Raw genomic sequence first — 17,182 nt, 5'->3', positions numbered from 1 at the left:
CAAAATAGTATAGAGGGTGGACAAAATGAAAAGCTGGATTATAAGAATATTAACAAAAATAATTGATATGCTTTCTGAGCCTTCAACAAAATCAATTAATGATGACAAAAAAACTGAAAATTTATTTGAAGACTTAACTCCAAGCAAAGATGTCGATGAAGATGGGAAGTATTCTGAAGCAATCACATGGGGTTTGAAGAACAAAAGTGTCAAAAATATTGCTTTGACTGGGCCATATGGTTCAGGGAAAAGTAGTTTACTAAATACATATCAAGAAAAGCATAACCATAATTATCACTTTTTAAATATTTCGTTAGCGACTTTTCAACAAGAGGCAGGACATCTGCAAGAGAATGAATTAGAGAAAAGCATACTTCAACAAATGATATATCGTGTGAAGGGGCGAACTATACCATTTTCGCGCTTCAAAAGAATTAATCATGTGAACAATCTTAGTATTATTTTTTCCTTCACATTATTTCTAATGTCAGTAACTGCAGGTATTTTTTTATTCCAACCATCATATTTTAGGGATCTTTTCGATGGAACTCTATTTCAAGAAAACATTATAAGTGGGAATCTTACAAAGATCTTATGGACACTCCTTCTTAGTATAGTCTGTTTATTATTCCCTTTTGTTTTTCTTAAAAGAATATACGGTTTCTTTCAAGGAAATCTGAGTTTTAATAAAGTGACACTTGCGAGTGCTACGTTTGAAAAAAATAGTGAGAATGCACAATCTATTTTTGATAAGTACCTAGATGAAATATTATATTTCTTCGAAGCAACAAAATATGATGTTGTAATTTTTGAGGATTTGGATCGCTTTGATAATTTGGAGATTTTTGAAAAATTAAGAGAGTTAAATGCGTTACTAAATAATTCAAAGCAAATTAAACGTAAAATTGTATTCATTTACGCTATCAAAGATGAGATTTTTGGCGTAATTGATACAGAGAATAAAACAACTAGAGATTCTATTGATTTCAGTAAAAGTAGAACTAAATTTTTTGATTTTATCATACCTGTTATACCAATCATTAATTCCTCAAATTCGATTGATAAATTGATAAAAAGAATTGAAAATCTAGACTATAAAGATAGTATTAACCCTGACTTTTTAAGCGATGTTACAATTTACATTGATGATATGAGAATATTAAAAAATATCATGAATGAATTTATAATCTACAAGGGAAAGCTTGGGAGCATTGATTTCGATTTAAATAAGCTTTTAGCAATGATAATCTACAAAAATATCTACCCATTTGACTTTTCGCAGCTACAATATGGTAAGGGTCTTGTATATAACGTTTTAAAAAATAAGGATGAGGTAATACGTTTACGAACACTTAGTATAGAAGAAGATATTGAAATTTTGAATTCAAAGCTCAGTCAAATAGAACAAGAAACTTTGATTTCTTTGACAGAACTTCAAGTAATTTATCTTTATGACTTAGGGTTTTATAGTACTAATAGACGTGGAAACTCTTACATTCAAATTGCCACGGATGTATATAGAGACGATCAAGAAATTGATAAGCAAAGTTTATTTGAGAACTTGAAAAAGGCAGATATCGTTCAATATAAATTACCTAATGGGGGTTCGCGCCAAATTAAAGCTGAACATATTGCGACAGTTTTTGATACGAAGCAAAATTATTTTGAACGTGAGGATTACATAAAGATACGTGGAGAAGGAAAAGTTAATGATTTAAAAGAAGATTTGGCAAAACTAAAACAATTAAAAGCAGAAGTTAGCTCGAAATCATTGAAAGAGTTAATACAAGAAAGTGATTCACAAGATGTGTTTTTTAATTTGATTTCTGATCAGAAGTTATTAATTTATCTATTGCGTCATGGTTATATCGATGAGATGTATAATCATTATCTCACATATTTCCATCCTGGAAGTCTAACGGAAAGTGATATGAAATTTATCTTTAGTGTCAAAAATCATGAATTGTTAGAAATGTCTCATCAGCTGAAAAATATCGATAAAATTATTGAGTTATTAAATGGGAGTGAATTTAAACAAGAGGAAATCCTTAATTATGATTTACTTAACCATTTGATGGAAAATATTCAAAGACCGAAGTATAAAAATTATTTTGACACAGCTATTAATCTACTTTCCAGTAAATCAAAAAGAGTCTTAGCATTTATTGATGAATTTAGAATGGTAGCAACTAACAAAAAGATGTTTATTCAATCCATTTGTAAAGAATGGAATGGTATTTGGAATTATGTGGAAAAAGAATCAAACTTTTCAAATAAAGAAATAGATAGTTATTTAACAGATATACTTACTTTTGCAGACATAGAAGATATAAAGCAAATGAATATGAACAATGAATTATCGTTCTTCATCGCAAAACACCACAATTTCCTAACTGTCGCACCAACGGATGAACACAAACGTAATCAAATAGTAATTGACCTTGATGTCAAATTTCATTCTCTGGAAGGACTCACAAGTAACCAGAATTTTATCGATTATATTGTTGAAAAAGAATTATATGAAATCAATCCAAATACGTTAGTAACTATTCTTGGAGTATCTGATGACAAATTATCTTACTCCTGTATAAGGCAAACCGAGTGTGAAGAGGTACTCAATTATCTCGACGCAAATATTGAAACTTATGTACTACAAGTGCTGCTGAAAGTTGCAAGCAAAAATGAAACTGAAGATGCAATAATTGATTTATTAAACCGAGATGATATTTCAATAGAATTAAAGAAAGCAGTTATTGAAGAGAAAAGTGTGATGATTACAGACATCACATCATTAGATTCTGAAATTTGGACATTGCTCATGAGCTCAAACAAGATAGCTATAACTTGGTCTAATATAATAGCATATTTCCAAAAAAATGAAGGTTTTGATAAGGTATTAAATGAATTTCTCAATACTTCAGAAGTTATGAATGAACTGTCTAAATACTCTATTAATGATACAAATGAAACTGATAAAGATGCTATAGAGGTATTTTCTGAAGCAATAATTAAAAATGAGAATGTCACGGATCAATCATTTGAAACACTAATAAACAGTCTCGACAAATATGATTACTTCCCGATTGATTCTTTGTCAACAAATAGGGTTAAAATCATGGTGATTCATGATTTACTAACACTAAGTACTGAGAATTATGAATCATTAAAAATGAATCACGATGAGCTTGTTCTTTTATACTTAGAGACAAATATTGCTCAGTTTATTAAAGATATCGATAACTATACTGTCGAGAATGAAATAATAGTTAAGCTAATTCATTCAGATAGAATTTTGGATAATGATAAAATTAGCTTAATTAAGGTTCTGGATTTTGAGTTACTATTAGAAATGAATTTACCGACTGATTTGTTTAAGTGGTTATTAAACAGTGATATGGATAATGAACAAAAACTGATGCTGATCACTGATAAAGTAGATGTACTTGGTTTAGATGATATTACAGAAATATTAATAAAATTGGGGCATCCATATTCCGAGATAGCGGTCAATGGTAGGCGTCCGAAGGTTCGGAATAATATTATGAACTTGGAACTTGTGAGGGCACTAAAAGAGAAAAACTATATATCCTCTTATCGTGAAGAAGGTGAAAATATTAGAATTGAAACTAAGAGGAAATCCGAAAAAAGTTAGGCGGGTAGTAAAAGTTGTAAATGGCTCTTGACTCGATTGATTTTGTTATGACCTATAATTGTTATAAATATCTCTCTTTTATATTGTAATGAAGATTGGGGTAATCTATTTTATATGAGTGACTAAGTTAAAAAGAATAAGGCAAGGCTATAGAAGCAGCATGGGTCTAAATTAGATCCGTGCTGCTTGTGGAATCGCATAATAATTCTATTCTAATCAGTTTGATTAACTTGTTCATGTTGAGAGATAACGAACTTAATTATATTGTTTTGTTGTTATAATAGAAACCATAAAAGAGCATTGTCGTTGGAAGAATTTTCTTAAAGAATGAGCCTTCAAATAAATTTTCAGATACAAGAAAAATTTAAATGCGACTAATTAAATTGAAACTCGTTAAATGAAATGACTATAAGTATTTTCATATATTTAAGAGAAGTATGCAGACCCTTATTGAATAGACTGCAAATGTCCTGTTTTTAAAGATAGGGTATTTTTACTTACTTCTCCTTCTTATATGTCTCACATTCCACATCATCGACGTCATAAACGCTGCCCATCCACCGAGTACAATCATATAAATTCCTAAGAATAATACGAATGCTCCATAGTCTTCGAGCTCTTCGAATGGATTCTGAATGATCATCGGTTCGGATAATATGCCGACCACCATCAATGGAATGAAGAACAGAAAGAAACGTTTCCAAAAGTAGTGTTTGTACGGTTGCGAGAATGTCTGCTCCATAATCGTACCTCCTCAATTGAATTACACTTATTTACATATATGATAGCATGTTCTCAATTGATGTTGGATGATTGGTCTTTATTTTTTTATGCAATTTCAATTGAAAAGAGGGTGGCCGATTCATTCAGCCACCCTCTAGTCTGATTATTCACTTGATCCAGTCAGTTCACCCGTCCCGAACGTCGCGCTGAACGCACGGCACCAGATGACGACGGTGTTGTACTCTTCTAAATTCACATCCTCAGGGACCAAGTAGTTTTGATTCCCGATGTTCCCTTTTAGCGCCCCTAAACTGACGCCTTCGGTCGTCTCTTGTCCTGGTTTTGTCAAATAGACGAATAAGTCAGGACCGTTCGTCGTCTCGAACTCTTCGAATCGGAGATACGTCCCGTCTTCTGCCTCGACCGAGCGGATCGTACCGGTCGTCTCATAATTTTTCTCCCCGTCCATGAACACACCCGCTACTTCGGTTGGACTCGGTTGTGCTTCCGGTGTCTCGGACGACTCTTGAGCTGATTCATCTTCCTCTGGAGCTGGTGATTCGACTGCTGTCGGCGGCAATCCTTCATCGACCGTCTCCGTTAAGAATAGTGGGGAGATGAGCCACCAGGCAACAGCGATTACGGCTACGCCGATCACACCGATGATGAGTTTCGTACTTGTTTTCATATATGAGTCCTCCTTTTCGGATGTATGAACCGTTATATCCCATTTCCCGATTAATGTGCTTATTAAAAGACGCGAATGCTAACATTCGCGTCTGATGACCGTTATACGGTTTCCGTCCAGTTTTCCTCGATGAACTCGTCACGTCCTGAAATTGCCCGGTCTTCCTTATAATGCTTCGGATTCTTTTTATGATAATCCTGATGGTAGTCTTCTGCAGCGAAGAACGTCGTCGCCGGAATGATTTTCGTGACGATCGGAGCCGTGAAGCGACCACTTACCGCTAATACGTCTCGACTCGCCTCAGCCGCGACTCGTTGTTCTTCCGTGTGATAGAAGATGGCTGGGGCATACTGAGGTCCCCGGTCTTGGAATTGACCACCATCGTCCGTCGGATCGGTCTGAATCCAATACAGTTCAAGAAGACGTTCATAGGAGAATAATGCTGGATCATATGTGATTTGAACGACCTCGAGGTGCCCCGTTGTCCCGGTTTTCACTTGTTCATATGTCGGATTGTCGACCTGTCCGCCCATATAGCCGGATACGATGCCTTCAATCCCTGGTAATTCTTCAAATGGTGTCACCATGCACCAAAAACAGCCGCCTGCGAATGTTGCTTTTTCCATACTGTCGTTCCCTCCAAATCGTCATTCAACAAAAAAAGCGCTCACGTCGGATGACATGAGCGCTTTCGTCATATCGTCCAAGGTTTCCCTTGCTGGTCGTAGCACCTTGCCTAAGGCAGGTTGCTGTGAAGTCGCGGAGCCAGATCTCTCGTTCACTCTTGATATCGATATGTAGTTGGTGAGAGCATCATACCACCCTCAAATTACATTCGTCAATGATTCGGTTTTCGTTTCAACTGAAAAACCGTCAAGACGATGATGAATCCAATCAACCCGATGGAAATGAGCGTACCATACGGCACATTCTCCCCGTATAGCTGTAAGAAAAATAGACCGAATACGGCAAGCAACACAAAGACATAGGAGCGAGTCATTGGGACCTCCTGTTTTTTCTTAAGTGTATCAAGAACACATCGACTTGGCGATACGAAAAGGAAATCAGACGTAGAGCACGAATAGAGTGGGAGAGATAAAGGAGGAATGCATGATGGAACAAATCCAATTACATGAACTGACGATCGAACGTGCGCATCGTGGGTATAAAGAAGGACAATTCACGGCGAGAGACGTGACCGCCTACTATTTAGGACGGATTGCGACGTATAATGAACGGCTTCACGCCGTCATTCAAGTCAATCCGGACGCCCTGTTCGAGGCAGAGGCAGCAGACCGGGCCTACCGAAAAGGGGTACGCAAACCGCTACTCGGCATTCCCGTCTTAATCAAAGACAATATCGAGACGAACGGTCTGATGCGAACGACTGCAGGTGCTACCGCGATGCGACATCATTTCGCCGGTCGAGATGCCGAGCTCGTCAAACGGTTACGGGCTGACGGGGCCATCATCCTTGGCAAAGCGAACCTGTCCGAGTGGGCGAACTTTTTAACGGAAGATATGCCGAACGGCTGGAGTGCCGTCGGTGGACAGACGATGAACCCATACGGCGACGGGTTAGACGTCGGGGGGTCAAGCTCAGGGTCGGCTTCAGCGGTCGCGGCAAACCTCACGCTTCTCGCAGTCGGATCTGAGACGAGCGGTTCAATCATCCATCCGAGTGTCCATAACAGCATCGTCGGGATCAAGCCGACCGTCGGATTAATCAGTCGCTCGGGGATCATCCCGATTTCACGTTCTCAAGATACGGCGGGACCGATGGCGCGTACGCTTCGTGATGCGGTCATCGCCTTACAATCGATGTGCGGTGAGGATGAATCAGACCCGGCGACGTGGGAAACTCCAGTAGGACCGCCTTATGTGACATGTCTCGATGTCCGTCAAGCGGTAGGGATGCGTGTCGGGTTCGTCAAACCAGACATCTCAGAAGAAGAAGTCGGATTGTATGAGAGGGCGCTCCGATTGCTACGGCAAGCCGAGGTCGAACTCGTCGAGGTCACGCTACCAAAGCATGAGGCGCTAAATCAGGCGGACATCTTGTTCGACGAATTCAAGCTCGGGGTCGAGGCGTATCTTGCCAACACGACCGTGCCGTTTAAAACGCTTTCCGATTTGATCGAGTGGAACGCGGAACATCCTGAATCGATTCCGCACGGTCAGACCATCTTTGAAGAAGCGAACGCCAAATCTGGAAAACTGACTGAAGCGAACTATCTCAACCGTCGCATCGAGGACGTCCGTCTCGCGAAAACGGAAGGGATTGACACATTGCTTGCGTCACATAAACTGGACGCACTCGTCCTGCCGCATGACATGAACTACGACATGGCTGCGAAAGCAGGGCATCCGACGATTACGATCCCATATCAACGAAAGGAGAGCGGTGCCCCATTCGGTCTCTCGTTCACGGGAACGAGCTATGCGGAGCGTGATTTGATCCGAGTCGCTTATGCGTTCGAACAGTTCATCACACGACCGACGCCTCCAGACTATTCGTAAGTTGCACCCGTCTCTCACGTCCGCTACAATGGTACGTATGCGGATTAGAGAAAGGACAGATTACAATGAAATCATCTATATACGGGTTGACGTTCGATCAACTCACAAACGAGTGTACGGAAGCGGGATACGGTGCCTTCCACGCACGTCAAGTTTGGGACTCGCTCTACATCGACCGGGTCAAATCGATGGACGACCTCAACGTACGTGATGAGGTGCGTAATTACTTAACAGAGAAATATGTCATCTCGACACAAGAACTGTTCGTCAAACAAGAAGCGGGCGACGGGACGGTCAAATTCTTACTTAAATTACATGACGGGCACTACATCGAGACGGTGCTCATGCGTCACAAATACGGACGTTCGGTCTGTGTGACGACTCAGGTCGGTTGTAACATCGGCTGTAGCTTCTGTGCGAGCGGCTTGTTGAAAAAGACGCGTGACTTGACGGCGGGTGAGGTCGTCGAGCAAATCATGACCGTCCAACACTTCCTCGATGAAGAGGGTGAAGGGGACCGCGTCAGCCATATCGTCGTCATGGGAATCGGCGAACCGTTCGATAACTTCGACAACTTGGTCGACTTCTTGCGTGTCGTCAAAGATGAGCGTGGACTTGCGATCGCCCCACGTAAGATCAATGTGTCGACGAGTGGTCTCGCGGATAAGATTTACAAGTTCGCAGACCTTGATCTACGTATCAACTTGGCGCTCTCTCTGCATGCGCCAAACGATGAATTACGTACACGTATCATGAAAATCAACCGGGCGTTCCCGCTCGATAAACTCATGCCATCGATTCGTTACTACGTCGAGAAGACGAACAAACGAATCACGTTCGAGTATATCCTACTCTCGAAAGTGAACGATTTACCGGAACATGCGGAAGAACTCGCTGACTTGATCGAAGACATCAAAGACAAGTCTTACATCAATTTGATTCCATACAACCCGGTCAACGAGCACATCCAATATGAGCGAAGCACGCCTGAGGACATCATGGCGTTCTACGACATCTTGAAAAAACGTGGCGTCAACACAGGTGTCCGTCTCGAACACGGGACAGATATCGATGCGGCATGCGGACAACTCCGCAGTAAGCATATGAACGTCGAAGGCGCGAAGTAAAAAATGGCCTCTCCGAATCTCGGGGAGGCCATTCGTTTACCATTTTTGCCCAACATATTGAATCACAGCTGATTCGCCGTGATGGAGCGTGCCTTCTTCTCGCCAGACGACCGTCTCGTGTAAGACGAGCGGTACGAAATCGTCCTCTAGTTGGCGGAACATCTCTTCGGTGTATAGAAGTGAGGCATCTTTTGGTCCGCCTGTCCCGTAATCAAGTTGATGTGTAGAGTAAACTTCAGTCAGGAATACGCCACCAGGTCGAAGCGTTTGTTGGATACCCGTGAACACCTTTTCTCTGACATGTGGACGAAAGTGGCCAAAGATACAGAGGACCATGTCATACGCCTCGTTTGGCCAGTCCGCTTCATTCAAGTCGATCTGTTTCGTCTGAATGGACACGTTTCGTGACGTCGCCAAGCGCTTCGCCTTTTCGAGCCCCACTTTCGAAGCGTCCCACATTTCGACTTCATAGCCGAGCGTGGCGAGCCATACCGCGTTTCGACCTTCCCCCTCGGCGATGGCCAATACACGTTTCCCTCCAAGCTGGCGAGATGTGACCCATTCGCGTAAAAAGTCGTTTGGCTCTGTCCCATACACATATTCTTCCGAACTAAATCGTTCATCCCATTTCGACAAGCCATTCACTCCCTCGCTACGTTTCTTTCACTATAGCAGACCGAACGAACGACAGTGAAATTCCATCACGATTTTCCGGATTCATGCTTAGTCCCCATGCGAGAGGGGAATAGATTTCTGAACTAATGGATAGAGTGGAGGCTGTGCAATGGAGAAAGTAGATGCGTCGTTGTGGATTCGTGTACGGAATACGCTTGGTGAAGGTCCTTGTTGGGATGCTGAGCTGAAGCGGTTTTATTGGGTGGATATCGAAGGGCATACATTGTGGTGGTATGACGAACGTGAAGATGAAATCTCGTCGTTTGAAGTCGGGAAACAAGTCGGTTTCGTCATTCCGAAAGTGACGGATGGCGTCGTTCTCGGATTGAAGGATGGCATTTATGAATGGGATGAGATCAATCGGGACTTGCAGAAGATTGTCGAGTTGGATGATCCGGACGGTCAATTGCGGTTCAATGACGGAAAAGCCGATCCATACGGTCGAATCTTCGCCGGAACGCTTCATCTCGAAGACGAAGAGAATCAAGCGACATTGTATCGTGTCGATCGGGATGGGACGACGACGACACTCATGGATAAGCTCACACTTTCGAACGGATTGACGTGGTCTCCTGACCATTCCGTTTTTTATCATATCGATACACCGACTGAAACGATTCGCCAATATGATTTTGACATGAAGGCCGGCACATTATCGAACGGAAAGGTCGTCATCGATTTCGCAGACGAGGATGGCTTCCCTGATGGTATGACATCAGATACGGAAGGATGTTTATGGATTGCGCATTACGCCGGAAGCAAAGTATCTCGCTGGAATCCATCAACCGGTGAGAAGCTGTTAGAAGTTCACGTTCCTGCACCGAATGTCACATCCTGCGCCTTCATCGGGGATGGGCTCAATCGATTGGCCATCACGACGGCTCGTGAGGGGATGGATGAGGAAGCGTTAGCCGAATATCCGGATGCTGGATCGGTATTTATCATCGATACAGAGGTGAAAGGGATGCCGCTTTATCGCTTTGGGCGTTGAGGAGGACATGTAATGGTGAAACGACTGTTAGTTCGAGCGGGTATTGGGTTGGCAGTTGCGGCAGCGGTCAAGATGGGGATTCAAAAGTTGCAAGAAAATCGAGCGCGGGAAGAAGAACATTCTTATCTCGACCCAAAATGGGACGAGGTGCCGAGTGTCGATTCTGACAAGGACGAGGATGAGGTCGGGTTGACGCAACTCGACTCCATCTATCGGGCGGAGTGGCAAGCGAACGCCTATCCCCGCTCGGAAGCAGAACGAAAAGCGTTGGAAGAATAAGAGCATGTTTTTCAAAACACGTCCGTGTGGCGTGTTTTTTTGTTGACAAATCGAATCAGTCGTTTCAATATATAAAAAGTAATGATTACGATTTAATGGAGGTTCATCAATATGAAACGAATTCCAATCACGGTACTCTCGGGTTATCTTGGTAGCGGAAAGACGACACTGCTCAACCACATCTTACATAACCGGGAAGATAAAAAATATGCGGTCATCGTGAACGATATGAGCGAGTTGAACATCGATGAGAAATTGATTGAACAGGGTGGTTTCTCCCGTACCGATGAAAAATTAGTCGAACTCTCGAACGGGTGCATCTGTTGTACCCTCCGCGAGGATTTGCTGACAGCGGTCTATGAGTTGACAAAGGATCGTGACCTCGATGGCATCATCATCGAGTCTTCTGGTATCTCTGAACCGATTCCCGTTGCGCAGACGTTCACGTATGCCGATGATGCGCTCGGAATCGATTTGACGAGCCGTGTCTATATCGATGCGATGGTCACTGTCGTCGATGCGTACCGCTTCTTCAAAGATTTCAATTCTGGTGAATCGCTCATGGAACGTCAACAAGCCGTCGATACAGGAGATGTCCGTGAAGTCGTCGACCTACTCGTCGACCAAGTCGAATTTGCGGATATCATCGTGTTGAATAAGGCAGACCGGGTGTCTGAAGCGGAACTGCAGGAGATGAAGGGGCTACTTAAGACACTCAACCCGAGCGCCCGATTATTGACTTCAACATACTCCGACGTAGCGTTAGACGATCTACTCGACGTCCAGTTGTTCGATTTCGATCAGGCGATGCGTGCGGCGGGATGGATTCAAGAACTTGAGGCAGAAGAACATACGCCGGAAACGGAGGAGTATGGCATCAGCTCGTTCGTCTACCGTCGTCGTCGACCGTTCCACCCTGAGCGCTTGATGAATTGGATGGAGCACTATCCTGAAGAAATAGTCCGTGCCAAAGGCTTCTTGTGGATCGCGTCACGGAACGACCTTGCCTGTCTCTTCTCCCAGGCCGGATACGCATCGACGCTCGAACATGCCGGTCGTTGGTTAGCGACCCTTCCGGAGAGTGAACGAGAGGCCATGTTCGCCTCAGAACCTGAACTGCGTGAAGATTACATCGAGCCGTACGGAGACCGACAGAACGAATTGGTCCTCATCGGTCAACGAATGGACCGGGAGGCGGTCGAGCAATCACTTGACGCCTGCTTGTTGACGGATGAGGAGATGGTAGCGGAGTGGGATTCGTTCCATGACCCACTTCCTGGTACTGGCCAACTCGTCACCTATTCAGATTGACCGTTTACAAACTGACAAAACATCGCTATACTGTGACTGCATAAGTAACCGCATATCAATGACTGCACTAGGGGTGCTTCGGCTGAGATGTGAGCATGGCTCCGATCCCTTATAACTCGATCCAGGTAATACTGGCGTGAGGAAGTGCGGCACTTTCTCTATGCAAGTTTGTATAGATTTTGTTGCTGCATTCTCATGAATGCGGCTTTTTTTATGCAAACACATATAGAGGGGGAAACAAGATGAATGAATCATGTGGCACGAGTCCGATTGTCGGATTTCGCTTCACGCTTAGCCCGATGACAGATGACTTTGTCGGGACGATCAAAGGGGCATTGAAAGGAACGAATATGACGGGTGTGTGGCGACATACGGATGACGTGTCGACCGTGATCCGAGGTCGCGCCGAGCACGTATTCGACGTCGCAAGGACCGTGTTGAGCCTGGCTTCGAAGGAAGGACGCCATGTCTCGATGAGCGGAACCTTCTCTGTCGGATGTCCGGGAGATTCGGCAGGGGATGAGGCGCTCGAGGCACCACCACAACCATTGAACGGAATTTCAAGAGAACAGTATGTCTCGTCACAGTTCGCGCTTTATCCGATGGGGGCGGAGCACTACATGGATCTCATCTATGATGAAATCGAGCAAGCGAAACAGGCGGGTGTCTATAATGACTCCATGCACTACGCGTCAGGCATTCATGGGAACTTAGATGATGTGTTCTCGTATTACGAGGCGGCGTTCAACAGGACGCGCGAAAAGAATCGCCACGTCGTCATGACGGTGACGTTCAGTGTGAACAGTCCGTCACATGGAGGTCAACATGCTTAAATCGTGGAAATTGAAAGAGGTCGTCCTCGTCTCCGTATTGTCTGTCGTCTTTGCCGTCGTCTACTTATTGTTTGTCCATATCGGGAACTTATGGGCAGGGTTGATTGGACCGATCGCCTATGAGTGGATCTTCGGTATCTGGTTCATCGTGTCAATCATTTCGGCGTATATCATCCGGAAGCCGGGTGCTGCCTTCATCTCGGAAGTGATGGCAGCGACGATTGAGATGTTGATTGGAAATGCGATCGGACCCCGCATCATCTTGGTCGGCATCGTCCAAGGTCTTGGGGCGGAAGCTGTCTTTGCGATGACGGGCTATCGTCGATATGAGCTATGGGTTCTCATGCTAGCTGGATTTGGCTCGGCCGTCACGAGTTTCGTGTACACCTACTTCATGAGCGGATTTGCGATGCTTGAACCGGGATATGTGGCGACGATGTTCGGGCTGCGGGCGGTCAGTGGCATGGTCATCGCAGGAATCGGTGGGAAGTTGCTCAGTGACCTGTTGCTCAAGACGGGGTCGCTTCGTGGCTATGCGATCGCTCGGAGTGGGAACGTCCATGGTTGAGACAGAATCGCTTTCATTCCGGTTCCCCGAGAGTCAGGACACCATCATCAAAGATGTGTCACTATCCATTAAACCTTGGCGCACGATTTTGACAGGAGCGAGCGGAAGCGGGAAGTCGACCCTGCTCGCGCTGTTCAACCGTCTCTATCCAGAGAATTGTGATGGAATCCTTGAAGGCAGACTCGAACTATTGGGTCGCTCACACGACGACTACGAACCAGGTGAGATCAATCAGCGGGTCGGGACTGTATTCCAAGACCCGGACACGCAGTTCGTGATGGAACGGGTGGACGAAGAACTCATCTTCACACTCGAAAATTTGCAGACGCCGGTCGAGGTCATCGATCAGCGCGTGACGGAGATTCTCGAGTCACTCCAACTGACTGATTACCGAAATCGTCACATCGATTCCTTGTCAGGCGGGGAGAAACAGCGGATCGCCGTCGCTTGCGCCCTGGTCGGACAACCGGAATGGTTGCTTCTCGATGAGCCGTTGACACACCTTGACCCAGTGACCGCGAATCGATTCGTCGACTGGCTCGATCACTTGGACAACGTGAACGTCATCGTCGTCGAACATCGCGCGCACGTATGGGGAGACTTTTTTGATTGGCATATCGAACTCGATCAAGGGCGGATTGTACGGGACGAACCGTTTCAACCGGTCGATGATTTTTCATTCACACGAACTTCTGCATCACAACAAGAAGGCGAGCACTATGTGGTCGACGAGGTGGTGCGCGACACATTTCGATTAAAAGGCGTGACCCTAACAGCTCGTATTGGGGAAGTGATCGCCATATTGGGTCCAAATGGGAGCGGGAAGTCGACGTTTTTACGAAGTTTGACGGAGAGTGATCGCCGAGTCGGACTTGTCCCTCAATCTCCGGAACACTTATTTTTCATGTACTCGGTCGAGCAAGAACTACAGTTTGGTCATGAGGAGTCGATTGATATCGTATTGGAGGAGCTATCCCTTGCGGATAAACGGTCTCTTCATCCACTATCGCTCAGTCATGGACAGAAGCGACGACTCGCCGTCGGGATCCAGTTACTTTCAAACAAACAGTTGCTTGCCTTCGATGAACCGACGGCAGGGCAGGATGAACCGGCACTCCATGCCCTTGAGAAATTGATGAAGCGACATGCGGATAAGGGACAGACCATCTTGTTCGTGACCCATGACTTGTCGTTCGCCCATATCGCCAATACGTTCTATTTGATGAAGGATGGGGAACTCTCAGGACCATTTGGGGATGAGCTTTGGGAGGAAACGGAGAGACTTCGTCATTATCGACTAGCGGGAGGTCGAGAGCGATGTCACTCCATGATATGAATCCGACGATCAAGTTTGGGACGATGACGATCATCATGTTCGGGCTGGCCATGTTTTATAACCCGTGGACCCCGCTCGTCATCATCGTCGGTACGTTGACGATTCAATTGCTGGCGACAGATGTGTCCTGGAAGAAGTGGAGCCTGTTCTTGATCCCATTTCTCGTCACGGCGCTCGGGACGTTTTGGACGACGCTCGTGTTTGGGAAGGAGCTCGGGGGAGAGACGTGGGTGACGCTTCTCGGTCAAGATATCTCAAAAGAAGAGGCACGCGTCGCTACGTCTCTTAGTCTGCGTGTATTGGCGTTTACCGTGTTGTCCCTGCTCTTCATGTTGACGACCGATTCGAAACGTTTCGTCATGAGTTTGATGCAACAGGCGAGGCTTTCGCCGACGATTGCCTATAGCGCGCTCGTCGGATTCCGTTTCCTCCCGTTGATGCAACAGGAGATGCATCAGCTTCAATACGCGCATCGTCTTCGCGGTGTTCCGCTCGATACGAAATGGGAACGGATCCGACATGTACCGAAACTACTTCTCCCGCTGTTGGCAGGTTCGATTCGACGTGCTGAACGTGTCGCCTTCTCCATGGAGGCGAGGGGGTTCACAAGTGGAAAACGGACCGTCTATGAGCGGATTGACATCAAATCGTCCGACTACATGTGGTCCGGTATATTCTTCATACTGTTCGGCCTTTCCATTTGGATCGGCATATGAAAAGACGACTCACGGAGAGTCGTCAGCTTGTTGACAAATAACATGTTCGAACTCGTCCTTCAGGCGCCCACGCTTTCCACAGGCAATCCCGGAGCCGCATCGCGACTGAAGTCGCTGCTGGGTCTCCGTTGGATCGCGTTCCTGTAGGAGTCGGGGCGCCGTAGGACGAGTCACAAGAATGGCCAACACTTGTAGTGCTCATTTAGCTATTTTCTCTGGCGCCTCGTCTTCCAAAGAAATAGCCTGATCTATTCTTCGAAACGGTCTAAGCGAAGAAATAAGTTGGTAAACGTTACGTCCACTTCGCACAGAATGCCTCAATCTCGTTAAACATAAAAAAAGAATCAAATCGCACATGGCGATTTGATTCATCAACAGCCTGAGACGACTCACGGAGAGTCGTCTTTCTTCGTTTCTTTCACGATACGGAACTTCGGTTTGACCGATTCATTGTTGAACGCCTCAAGGACGGTGTTTTCATTCGCCATTCGAATCTGTTGTGGTTCGCCTTTAGCTGTTGTACCGATGCAATACATATTTGCCTCATAATCCGCAAAGAGCGACTTATAAGAAGTCGCGTGGTGCATCAATCGACCTGGTGAGCCCCAACCGACGATAATCATCCCGCCACTGGCCTCTACTTCTTGAAGCGTCTCTTCGACGTAATGATAGTTCGTCTCATCGAGCTGTGATTCCACATATGGAAGATTATCATTGACGGCGAGCGTCGGAACGAGGCTGATGACACGCATCTCTCGTATTGGTTGGGTCAAATGATTTTGCATCAGCATATAAGCACGCTGTGTTGTCGTGCCAGACAAAAAGGCATCGCTCATCCGCGGTGAATAAATGATGACGGCGCAGATGACCCCGTCCTCCACGTCGGTAAATTCATACGTTCGCATATAACGTTTCGTTTTATCTTCATTGAAGATTGATTTGACGCGGATGGTTACTTCTTCTACATGCGTATTCATTTCCATTCCTCACTTTTTCATGTAAGCATCAGCCGAGTGTCTTAAACCACTCGATATAACGAATTGTGTAATAAGCGACATGTTGACTAAATGTGTCACGTTCATCTGGCATATACGTAATCCCGGATTCATAGTTTTCGAAGTATGTCATCACATCATTGACGTACTGCTCACTTCGGTTGTATTCATAGATGGCGTTACGAATCGATGAGATCGAATCAGATGTTCTGCCTCCATGCTCACTTAAATAATACGCCGCTGTATGGGCAGAATCAACCAAGCTATGTGGATCTGCTTTTCCATCCCCATTGCCATCGCGACCGAGTCCTCCATATTGTTCAATCAATGAGAGGTCTGTCAAATCGACTTCGTCTTCTGGGACATCGCCTTTTACGTCATCGGTATCATATTCCCATCCTAGCCACGTACGAGGCATGAATTGAAAGGGACCGATTGCACCGACAGATGATCGCATCGAAGAACTATGCGAAAAGATCGTCTCTACACGATGTACGGCTGCAAGTAATCGCCAATCGACGTCGTACGTTTCAGCCGCGTCTTGATAGATGTCGATATGTGTATTCGGGACACCATGTTCCCCGTAGTACACACGATATAATCCATTATTCACTTTATCATGTTGACCGAGCCAGCCGACTGCACCGAGCAATAGCACGAGTACAATGATGAAACCGGTCAGTCGCAGCATCATTCGCTTCAAGATACCGCCTCCTAGCTTTTAGACAATACCCGAATAGTGTAGCATATAGCTAAGAGGAAGGACAG

At 45.1% G+C, this 17,182-nt stretch carries 17 protein-coding genes and 2 riboswitches; of the genes, 10 read left to right on the top strand and 7 right to left on the bottom strand.

The window, feature by feature from the left end:
* Nucleotides 1-25: 25 nt before the first annotated feature.
* Complete coding sequence (locus KNO66_RS04430) at nt 26-3,652, top strand: YobI family P-loop NTPase (RefSeq protein ID WP_214740806.1); 3,627 nt, start codon at nt 26-28, stop codon at nt 3,650-3,652.
* A gap of 493 nt (nt 3,653-4,145) precedes the next feature.
* On the opposite strand, the gene KNO66_RS04425 is transcribed toward KNO66_RS04430, so the two are convergent.
* From KNO66_RS04425 to KNO66_RS04410, 4 genes are all read right to left on the bottom strand, one after another.
* Nucleotides 4,146-4,394, bottom strand: coding sequence for a hypothetical protein (locus KNO66_RS04425; RefSeq protein WP_214740804.1), 249 nt, complete (start codon nt 4,392-4,394; stop codon nt 4,146-4,148).
* 144 nt (nt 4,395-4,538) lie between these two features.
* Nucleotides 4,539-5,063, bottom strand: coding sequence for a DM13 domain-containing protein (locus KNO66_RS04420; protein ID WP_214740802.1), 525 nt, complete (start codon nt 5,061-5,063; stop codon nt 4,539-4,541).
* A gap of 101 nt (nt 5,064-5,164) precedes the next feature.
* Nucleotides 5,165-5,689 (bottom strand): peptide-methionine (S)-S-oxide reductase MsrA, encoded by a 525-nt coding sequence (msrA, locus tag KNO66_RS04415; RefSeq protein ID WP_214740800.1) that lies wholly within the window; start codon nt 5,687-5,689, stop codon nt 5,165-5,167.
* Between the two features lie 68 nt (nt 5,690-5,757).
* Nucleotides 5,758-5,857, bottom strand: a riboswitch (SAM riboswitch).
* A gap of 44 nt (nt 5,858-5,901) precedes the next feature.
* Entirely contained in the window at nt 5,902-6,063 is a 162-nt protein-coding gene (locus KNO66_RS04410) for a hypothetical protein (RefSeq protein ID WP_168169845.1), read from the bottom strand.
* A 113-nt stretch (nt 6,064-6,176) separates the two neighbouring features.
* Here KNO66_RS04410 and KNO66_RS04405 point away from each other — a divergent pair, with 113 nt between their 5' ends.
* Both KNO66_RS04405 and rlmN read left to right on the top strand, forming a co-directional pair.
* The gene (locus KNO66_RS04405; RefSeq protein ID WP_251127293.1) at nt 6,177-7,583 is read left to right on the top strand and encodes an amidase family protein; all 1,407 of its coding nucleotides are present in this window, start codon (nt 6,177-6,179) and stop codon (nt 7,581-7,583) included.
* Between the two features lie 65 nt (nt 7,584-7,648).
* Entirely contained in the window at nt 7,649-8,710 is a 1,062-nt protein-coding gene (gene rlmN / locus KNO66_RS04400) for a dual-specificity RNA methyltransferase RlmN (RefSeq protein ID WP_214740796.1), read from the top strand.
* Nucleotides 8,711-8,746: 36 nt separating this feature from the next.
* Here the strand turns inward: rlmN and KNO66_RS04395 are convergent, their stop codons facing one another.
* Nucleotides 8,747-9,346, bottom strand: coding sequence for a class I SAM-dependent methyltransferase (locus tag KNO66_RS04395; RefSeq protein WP_214740794.1), 600 nt, complete (start codon nt 9,344-9,346; stop codon nt 8,747-8,749).
* Between the two features lie 148 nt (nt 9,347-9,494).
* Here KNO66_RS04395 and KNO66_RS04390 point away from each other — a divergent pair, with 148 nt between their 5' ends.
* The 7 genes from KNO66_RS04390 (at nt 9,495) to KNO66_RS04360 (ending at nt 15,419) form a co-directional block, all read left to right on the top strand.
* On the top strand, nt 9,495-10,376 hold the full coding sequence (locus KNO66_RS04390) for an SMP-30/gluconolactonase/LRE family protein (protein WP_214740792.1): 882 nt from the start codon (nt 9,495-9,497) through the stop codon (nt 10,374-10,376).
* A 12-nt stretch (nt 10,377-10,388) separates the two neighbouring features.
* Nucleotides 10,389-10,655 carry a hypothetical protein gene (locus KNO66_RS04385; protein WP_214740790.1) on the top strand — a complete coding sequence of 89 codons (267 nt, stop codon included), beginning with the start codon at nt 10,389-10,391 and terminating at the stop codon, nt 10,653-10,655.
* Between the two features lie 111 nt (nt 10,656-10,766).
* Entirely contained in the window at nt 10,767-11,966 is a 1,200-nt protein-coding gene (locus KNO66_RS04380) for a GTP-binding protein (RefSeq protein WP_214740788.1), read from the top strand.
* Nucleotides 11,967-12,025: 59 nt separating this feature from the next.
* Nucleotides 12,026-12,126: riboswitch (TPP riboswitch) on the top strand.
* Between the two features lie 82 nt (nt 12,127-12,208).
* The gene (locus tag KNO66_RS04375; RefSeq protein ID WP_214740786.1) at nt 12,209-12,799 is read left to right on the top strand and encodes a YkoF family thiamine/hydroxymethylpyrimidine-binding protein; all 591 of its coding nucleotides are present in this window, start codon (nt 12,209-12,211) and stop codon (nt 12,797-12,799) included.
* On the top strand, nt 12,792-13,367 hold the full coding sequence (locus KNO66_RS04370) for an ECF transporter S component (RefSeq protein ID WP_012726387.1): 576 nt from the start codon (nt 12,792-12,794) through the stop codon (nt 13,365-13,367). Before KNO66_RS04375 ends, KNO66_RS04370 begins: the two co-directional genes overlap by 8 nt.
* Complete coding sequence (locus tag KNO66_RS04365; protein ID WP_251128098.1) at nt 13,333-14,703, top strand: ABC transporter ATP-binding protein; 1,371 nt, start codon at nt 13,333-13,335, stop codon at nt 14,701-14,703. The genes KNO66_RS04370 and KNO66_RS04365 overlap by 35 nt, the downstream gene beginning before the upstream one ends.
* The gene (locus tag KNO66_RS04360) at nt 14,685-15,419 is read left to right on the top strand and encodes an energy-coupling factor transporter transmembrane component T family protein (protein ID WP_214740783.1); all 735 of its coding nucleotides are present in this window, start codon (nt 14,685-14,687) and stop codon (nt 15,417-15,419) included. The genes KNO66_RS04365 and KNO66_RS04360 overlap by 19 nt, the downstream gene beginning before the upstream one ends.
* Nucleotides 15,420-15,808: 389 nt before the next feature.
* Here the strand turns inward: KNO66_RS04360 and KNO66_RS04355 are convergent, their stop codons facing one another.
* Entirely contained in the window at nt 15,809-16,396 is a 588-nt protein-coding gene (locus KNO66_RS04355) for a DUF1643 domain-containing protein (protein WP_214740781.1), read from the bottom strand.
* Between the two features lie 28 nt (nt 16,397-16,424).
* Nucleotides 16,425-17,108, bottom strand: coding sequence for a lytic transglycosylase domain-containing protein (locus tag KNO66_RS04350; protein WP_251125800.1), 684 nt, complete (start codon nt 17,106-17,108; stop codon nt 16,425-16,427).
* Between the last annotated feature and the right edge of the window lie 74 nt (nt 17,109-17,182).

Origin of the sequence: Exiguobacterium sp. s48 (assembly GCF_018617395.1) — a bacterium.
In the GTDB taxonomy this organism is placed as follows: Bacteria; Bacillota; Bacilli; order Exiguobacteriales; family Exiguobacteriaceae; genus Exiguobacterium.
This window is presented reverse-complemented; position numbering and strand designations above follow the sequence as displayed.